The sequence below is a fragment of the Mesorhizobium sp. M1A.F.Ca.ET.072.01.1.1 genome (genome assembly GCF_004023325.1).
In the GTDB taxonomy this organism is placed as follows: domain Bacteria; phylum Pseudomonadota; class Alphaproteobacteria; order Rhizobiales; family Rhizobiaceae; genus Mesorhizobium.
In genome coordinates this window covers 1-6,640 of record NZ_RZSF01000347.1, presented here as the reverse complement: position 1 = coordinate 6,640, position 6,640 = coordinate 1, and the positions used below count along the sequence as shown (strand labels likewise).

At 63.9% G+C, this 6,640-nt stretch carries 8 protein-coding genes; 5 read left to right on the top strand and 3 right to left on the bottom strand.

Annotation, left to right across the window (positions count from 1 at the left end; genetic code table 11):
* On the bottom strand, positions 1-549 hold a 549-nt coding region (locus EOA32_RS31155; RefSeq protein WP_145971405.1), incomplete at its 3' end, for an HAD-IB family phosphatase.
* Between EOA32_RS31155 and miaA the strand changes: the two genes are divergently transcribed.
* Complete coding sequence (gene miaA, locus EOA32_RS31150; protein ID WP_128373761.1) at positions 539-1,483, top strand: tRNA (adenosine(37)-N6)-dimethylallyltransferase MiaA; 945 nt, start codon at positions 539-541, stop codon at positions 1,481-1,483. The genes EOA32_RS31155 and miaA overlap by 11 nt on opposite strands.
* A gap of 123 nt (positions 1,484-1,606) precedes the next feature.
* Positions 1,607-2,398, top strand: a complete 792-nt coding sequence (locus EOA32_RS31145; protein ID WP_066990920.1) for a GGDEF domain-containing protein — start codon at positions 1,607-1,609, stop codon at positions 2,396-2,398.
* Positions 2,399-2,665: 267 nt separating this feature from the next.
* Here EOA32_RS31145 and EOA32_RS31140 read toward each other — a convergent pair whose 3' ends face one another.
* A complete protein-coding gene (locus EOA32_RS31140; RefSeq protein ID WP_066990923.1) occupies positions 2,666-4,495 on the bottom strand; it encodes an ATP-binding protein in 1,830 nt (609 codons plus the stop codon).
* A 150-nt stretch (positions 4,496-4,645) separates the two neighbouring features.
* On the opposite strand from EOA32_RS31140, the gene EOA32_RS31135 reads away from it, so the two are divergent.
* Genes EOA32_RS31135 through EOA32_RS31125 form a run of 3 tightly spaced genes read left to right on the top strand, consistent with a single transcriptional unit; the run spans position 4,646 to position 6,102 of the window.
* Positions 4,646-5,212, top strand: a complete 567-nt coding sequence (locus EOA32_RS31135; protein ID WP_128373760.1) for an XRE family transcriptional regulator — start codon at positions 4,646-4,648, stop codon at positions 5,210-5,212.
* Positions 5,213-5,216: 4 nt separating this feature from the next.
* Positions 5,217-5,525, top strand: a complete 309-nt coding sequence (locus EOA32_RS31130) for a hypothetical protein (RefSeq protein WP_066990929.1) — start codon at positions 5,217-5,219, stop codon at positions 5,523-5,525.
* 37 nt (positions 5,526-5,562) lie between these two features.
* The gene (locus EOA32_RS31125; RefSeq protein WP_066990933.1) at positions 5,563-6,102 is read left to right on the top strand and encodes a GNAT family N-acetyltransferase; all 540 of its coding nucleotides are present in this window, start codon (positions 5,563-5,565) and stop codon (positions 6,100-6,102) included.
* On the opposite strand, the gene EOA32_RS31120 is transcribed toward EOA32_RS31125, so the two are convergent.
* A partial coding sequence (locus tag EOA32_RS31120; RefSeq protein WP_245499441.1) for a LysR substrate-binding domain-containing protein occupies positions 6,094-6,640 on the bottom strand: 547 nt, incomplete at its 5' end. The genes EOA32_RS31125 and EOA32_RS31120 overlap by 9 nt on opposite strands.

Sequence of the window (6,640 nt, the reverse complement as noted above, 5' to 3'; positions counted from 1 at the left end):
GTTGGTGAAGACGTCGAAGCCGCCTGAGACCAGAGCCGTCCAGGCGCCGTTGGCACGCATGGTCTGCACCAGCGCGCGGCCGCCGGCGGCCAGCGTCAGCCGGTTGGCGATGATGCGCTCGACCACCGCCGTGTCGAGGCCCTTCAGCAAGGCGACGCGTTCGCGTAAGGCCGGCTCGAATGCGATCTCGCCATTCATCGACCGCGCGGTGATCGCAGCGACACGGTCCTTGACGCCAATCTCGTCGGCGAGCTCGTCGATGCATTCCTGATCGATCATGGTCGAATCCATATCGGCAAGCAGGATCTTCTTCCTCCTGCCTTCAGCCGGCTGGACGATGATGTCGACCGGCTCGGAGGCCAATGCCGCGCGCAGATTGGCCGTCAATTCGCCGATGTCGGGCGTCTCCGGCAAAACCAGATCGCAGGCGACATGCTCGGCCAGCCAATGAACGGCGCTTGCGCCTGCCGCTCGCGAAGCGATATTCGCAAGCGGGACCGACACTCGGCGGTCTTTGGGATTGGACACAAGCGTGGCGATCAGAGGCATCGAAAATTCCGGCAGGCAGGCGGGCGAAGGCCGCGTGAAAAACGCCATCCTGATAGCGGGGCCGACCGCCAGCGGCAAGTCGGCGCTGGCGCTGGACATCGCCGAGCGCAAGGGCGGCGTCATCGTCAACACCGATTCCATGCAGGGCTATTCGGTTCTTGACGTCCTGACGGCGCGTCCGAGCGCGGCCGAAACGGCGCGCGTGCCGCATTATCTCTACGGCCACGTGCATCCTTCGACAGCCTACTCGACCGGCGCCTGGCTGCGCGACGTCACCGGGCTGATCGCGGAAGGTATTTTGTCCGGCCGGCCGGCTGTCTTCGTCGGCGGCACCGGGCTCTATTTCCGCGCTTTAGCCGAAGGCATCTCGGACATGCCCGACATTCCACCTTCGGTGCGTGAGCGCTGGCGCTACGAACTCAAGGAACAAGGGGCAGAACGGCTGCACCTCATATTGATGCATCAGGACTCGGCTGTCGCCATGCAGATCCGGCCGACCGACGGCCAGCGCATTGTGCGGGCGCTGGAGGTGCTCGACACGTCGGGACGGTCGATCCTTGAATGGCAGGCGGCACGCGGCCAGCCGCTCATCGACCGCGACAGCGCAGGCTTCCTCGTGATCGAGCCGGATCGCGGCGAACTGGTGGCGCGTATCGGGGCGCGTTTTGATCAAATGCTCGACAAGGGCGCGCTCGACGAGGTCAGGCAGCTGATGGCGCTCGACCTCGATCCGAACCTGCCGGCGATGAAGGCGATCGGCGTGCGCGAGCTGCAGGCCGCGATGGCCGGACACATGGGCTTTCCCGAAGCGATTGAGCGAGCCAAGATCGCCACGCGCCAATATGCCAAGCGGCAGACGACCTGGTTCAAACACCAACTGGGACCGGAGTGGCAAAGGTTACGCCCGGGCGAGAAATGGTCAATCCTGGACTGATAGAATGCGATTTGATCAGGGGCTTGGAATTGTAAGCGCAGCTTCCCGTCACGGTTGTCCGGGTTAACCGTCCGTAAGGCCGGGCATGCCATAACGGCGACGGTCGCAGTACCGCGGGGCGTTATGCGTTTTCACAAGGCGGAATCCGCGTTTTTCGTCTTTATCTTCGTGATCCTGGCCGCCGGCCTGGTGACCTTTCACGCCTATGGCCAATTGCAGGATATCGCGACCGCTCTCGACACCGCATCGCGTCTCGACAGAATCGCCTATCTCAACAAATTGCTGTTCGTGACCGGTGCGCTGCTGGCTGCTGCCTTGTTCTTCGGAACCTTCTTCATCTACCCGCTGATCCGCGGCCAGGTGAGGGAAGAGGGCAAGTTGCGCGCCATGACGGTGTCGCTGAGCGCCCGTTCGCAAACGCTTGAGCACGCAGCGCTCACCGACGGCCTGACCGGAATGCAGAACCGCCGCTACTTCGATGACGCGCTGCGGGAATATCTCGACGAGTTCGGCCGCATCGATAAGCCGGTGGGCCTGATGATCCTCGATCTCGATCATTTCAAGCAGGTCAACGACACGCATGGCCACGATGTCGGCGACGAGGTTCTGCGGTCCGTCGCGCAGTGCGTACGCGGCATGACCCGCTATCACGATGTGGTGGCGAGGCTGGGCGGCGAGGAGTTCGCCGTGGTCACGCCCAACATGGATGCGGAACTGCTCGCGCGGTTCGCCGAGCGCATCCGCAAGGCGATCGCCAATCTGTCGATCATGTCGGGCAATGTGCGGCTAAAGGTCACCACCAGCGTCGGCCTCGCCGTCTGGGACCGCAAGGAGAGTGCCGAGGACTTCTATCGCCGCGCCGACCGGCAGCTCTACGAGGCGAAGAAGCAGGGCCGCAACCGCGTCTGCGCCTGAAATTCCATGATCAAATTCTTGACGCTGGCCGCCTGGAGCCGCTTTCTGCGCTTCTACCCGCCGCGTGTTCCTTATGATCCTTTCCGAAAAGCGTTCTCGATTTCGGGGTCATGCGCGTGCTCACGGACTATATGTCCGCTCCGCTCGGGTCCTCGAAAGCGACTCCAGTCGACTCAGCCTGACGAATTTCCTGATCGAACTTGCCCATGCCTGTTGGCGTAGCCGTTCCTGGCACTCTTAGCGAGTCGGCGCGAAGATGCAGAGCGATCAATCGTTCTGCTGGCGCATGCCGAAGGTCGAGGGCCTCAGGCCGTAACGCATGTCGAAATCGTCGTCCGGCTGTACGCGCGGCGCCGATGGCTTGCGGTAATCGGGGTCGCCAGCCTGGCGCCCGGTATCGACGGCCTCGGCGAACGCGATCGACTGCTGCGGTTTCGGCACGTTGCGCAGACGCTCGACAATTCCGGCGAGATCGACATCGTCGCCGGCTTCCGCGGGCAAGGCCTGCTCCCGCTTCGCAGTGCCGGGAATGAATTCCTGGGACAGTTTCTCGAATTTGAGCCGCATGGTCGTCGCCACGCCTTCGCCGAAGGCAATGGCTTCGCGCTGGCCCATGGAGGACAGGAACGCCAGCGTCGAGGCCGAGGAATCGGCGATCGCCGAGCGGATGATCGCCTGGTCCTGCTCGTTGGCGAGCCGCATGGCGAAGAAAGTCGAGCATTGCGACAGGATGGTCGGATCGAGCTCGCCTGGACGCTGGGTCACAACGCCGAGATAGCAGCCATATTTGCGGCCTTCCTTGGCGATGCGCGACAAAGCGTGCCTGGTCGGCGCGAAGCCGAGGCGCGGATCGGCAGGCATGTAGCGGTGCGCTTCCTCGCAAAGCAGGAGCAGCCGCAGCCGGCCCTCGCTCCAGAGTGCAAGGTCGAAGGCGAGGCGCGCCAGCACCGAGCAGACCGAATTGACGACTTCGGACGGCATGCCCGCCATCTCGAAGCAGGTCACCGGACGTCCATGGTTCGGCACGCGGAAGATGTTGCCGATCGTCTCGTGGATGGTGTCTTCGATCAGCCGCGAATTGAACATGAAACGGTAGCGCGGGTCGGAAGCGGCCGATTCGATGCGCGTCCTCAGCGACTTCAGTGTCGGCCGATCGTTCTTGCTTTCGAGCAGACCCATGCGCTCGTCGATCTGCTTGAGCAGATCGGCGATGCGGTAAGGCACCGGCGTGTCCGCCGTCAGCGCATCGCTGCCGCGCCTGATATACGAGCCGGAGCTCGGGTTGCGATAGAGGTTCTTGGCGGCCGGGATGAGGTCGCGCAGGACGTCGACTTCCTCCGGAACGGTCTCGCGACCGCGAAACAGAACTTCGGCGAATTCTTCCAGTCTGAACATCCAGAACGGCAGGTCGAGCGTCTTGGAATCGACCTTCACGCAGTATTCCGGAAGCGAGGCGGCAAACTCGTTGTGCGGGTCGAGGATCAGCACGCGCAGATCGGGCCGCGCCTCGATCGATTTGCGCAACAGCAGCGAGACAGCCGTGGATTTGCCGACGCCGGTCGTGCCGACAATGGCGAAATGGCGCGCCAGCGTGTCGTCGACAGCGATGTTGGCGTCGATCGCCTCGTCCTGGGACAGCGTGCCGATGGTGATCGAATGGCGGCCGGCGAGATCGTAGACGGCCTGCAGGTCGCGGCTGCGGATACGGTGGGCAACCGCGCCGATATGCGGATAGGTGGTGATGCCGCGGTCGAAGACCGGTTTGGCGCCGGGCTCGGCGCCGTCGCGCACCTCGCCGATCAGTTCGATGCTGACCTCGATTGCGTTCTGGCCCTCATTGCTCCAGGCGCGGTCAGACTTGCCGATCGCATAGACAAGGCCAACGGTTCGCGTCGCGCCAAGGTTGATGGAAATCATCTTGCCGACGGTCCATAGGCCGGTCACCGTGCCTTCGGCATCCTCGGCATAGGCGCTGATGGTAGCGCGCGCACCGTCGCATTGCACGACGTTGCCCAGGATGCGCTTGTCGCTCTGCTGGGCGTCGCGGCGCTCCTGCGAGGTCGGCTCCCCAACGGAGGCTTCGCGTTCAACAAACATCGTTACCTGTCCCATTCCCCTCGGGTCAAAGCTATCCCAATCGGGGTTAAAGCCGCGTGAGGTCGGATGGTGTAGGGCCCGTTAAACCACTCGCGAAAATGCGATCGACCAGCCTCTTCCTTCATCCCGAAATTTCGATATATTGGATGAATGACTGTTATATCGAACGACATCACGTCCACGATCGGCAGGCGGATACGCTCCGAGCGTGATTTGCGGGGATGGTCGCTGGCCGAGTTGGCCGAGCGGTCCGACGTTTCCAAGGCGATGCTGAGCGCCATGGAGCGCGGCATGACAAGTCCGACCGCGGCGCTCCTCGTGCGCATTGCGTCGGCTTTCGGCATGACGCTCTCGACGCTGATTGCCCGCGCCGAAATGCAGGGCGGCAGTGTGTCCCGCAAGGACGAGCAGCCGGTCTGGCAGGATCCGGCGACCGGCTATGTGCGACGGCATTTGTCGCCGGCAACGCAAATGCCGCTCGAACTGATCCGGGTCAGCCTGCCGGCAGGCGCCAAGGTCGAATTCCCGGCAGCGTCCTATGCCTTCATCAAGCAGCAGATCTGGCTGATCGGCGGCCGCCTGGACTTCACAGAAGGCAATGTCGTGCACAGGCTGGAGCCGGGCGACTGCCTGGCGCTCGGAGCCCCGTCGGACTGCACCTTCCACGCTCCGGGACCGGAAGCCGCCGAGTGTCTGGTGGCGCTGGTCCGGGGCTGATCGCATGGCACGCCGGCCTGAACGGTCCCACAATGGCGGGCCGCCTCTCGACGACTACGAAGGTCCGCCCTGGGGCAAGGGCGACCCCTACATCTTTCTTGCCTGGCGCACCGCCCACGACAAAGCCTGGAAGGCGCCGAGCCACGCCGTCATGCTGATGCGGCTGGAAAAGGCCGAGCGGCTTGGGCTCACTTATGAGGAATACACGCTCGAGATCCTGGAGCGCGGGCGGCACCTCAGCGAGGACGATGCCGAGCGTATCGCGGAAATCCGAAGGGCGCGCCGCCGAAGACGGAGCAGTCATTTCGGATGAGCGTGGCCCGACACCTCATCACCTGGAGACCACCGACATGGCCCCCCTTGAAATCAGGGCGTTGAACGACGACGCAAAGACCAGCGGAATGCTCGCCGACCTGCTGATCGAGACAGTCGCCGCCGGCGGATCGGTGAGCTTCATGCATCCCTTGTCTCCCGATGCGGCCCATGAGTTCTGGCGCAAATCGCTCGCTGCCGCGGCGCGCGGGGAACGGGCGCTGCTGGGCGCATGGGATGGCGAGATGCTTGTCGGCACTGTCACACTGCTTCTCGACTGCCCGCCCAACCAACCGCACCGCGCCGAGATCGCCAAGCTGATGACCCGCCTCGACTATCGCGGCAAAGGTATTGCCACCGGCCTGATGCGGGCCGCCGAGGAACTGGCGGTCAAGAAAGGGCGCACCCTGCTGGTGTTGGACACAGCAAGCGAAGAGGGGGCCGGCGGCCTTTACGAAAGACTCGGCTTCTCGCTGACCGGCGAGATTCCGGACTATGCGCTGAAACCGCATGGTGGCCTCACCGGCACGCTCATCTATTGGAAGCGGATAGGGGAGCCGGCCCGGGCGCTATCCTGAAATGCTGGCGAGACGCGACAAAAGCCAGCGGCGAAAATCCTGTTCGGCGCCGGACAGCCGCGATGACGATGGCCGCGTCAGGAAGTGACCCGATGGGCTCGAAAGCTCGAACTCGGAAAGCCTGACAAGGAGATTGGCCTTAAGCGCGGCCTCGATGAGCGGCCGCGAGCCGAGCAGCGCTCCGGCGCCGGACTTCGCCGCTTCCATCGCGGCGACAAAACTGTCGAAGCGATGCGAGCGTTGGGACTGTCCGGCCAGGCCGGAGGCTGCGAACCATTCTGCCCACATCTCGCGCGCGCCCGCCACCAAAAGCAGCGGCAGCGATGTCCATTCGGCATTTCCGGCCAAGGTCGGCGCCGCGACCGGAACGAGCCGCTCGACCGTCAACCGGTCGGCGTCGCGCCCGGAAAACGAACCGTTGCCGAAGCGGATGTCGAGCGTCGAGCCCGCCTCGTCGTAGTCCGTCGGCCGATGGATGGTCACCAGATCGAGCCTGATCCACGGCAGCGCCTTTGCGAGATCGGGAAGAGCCGGGACC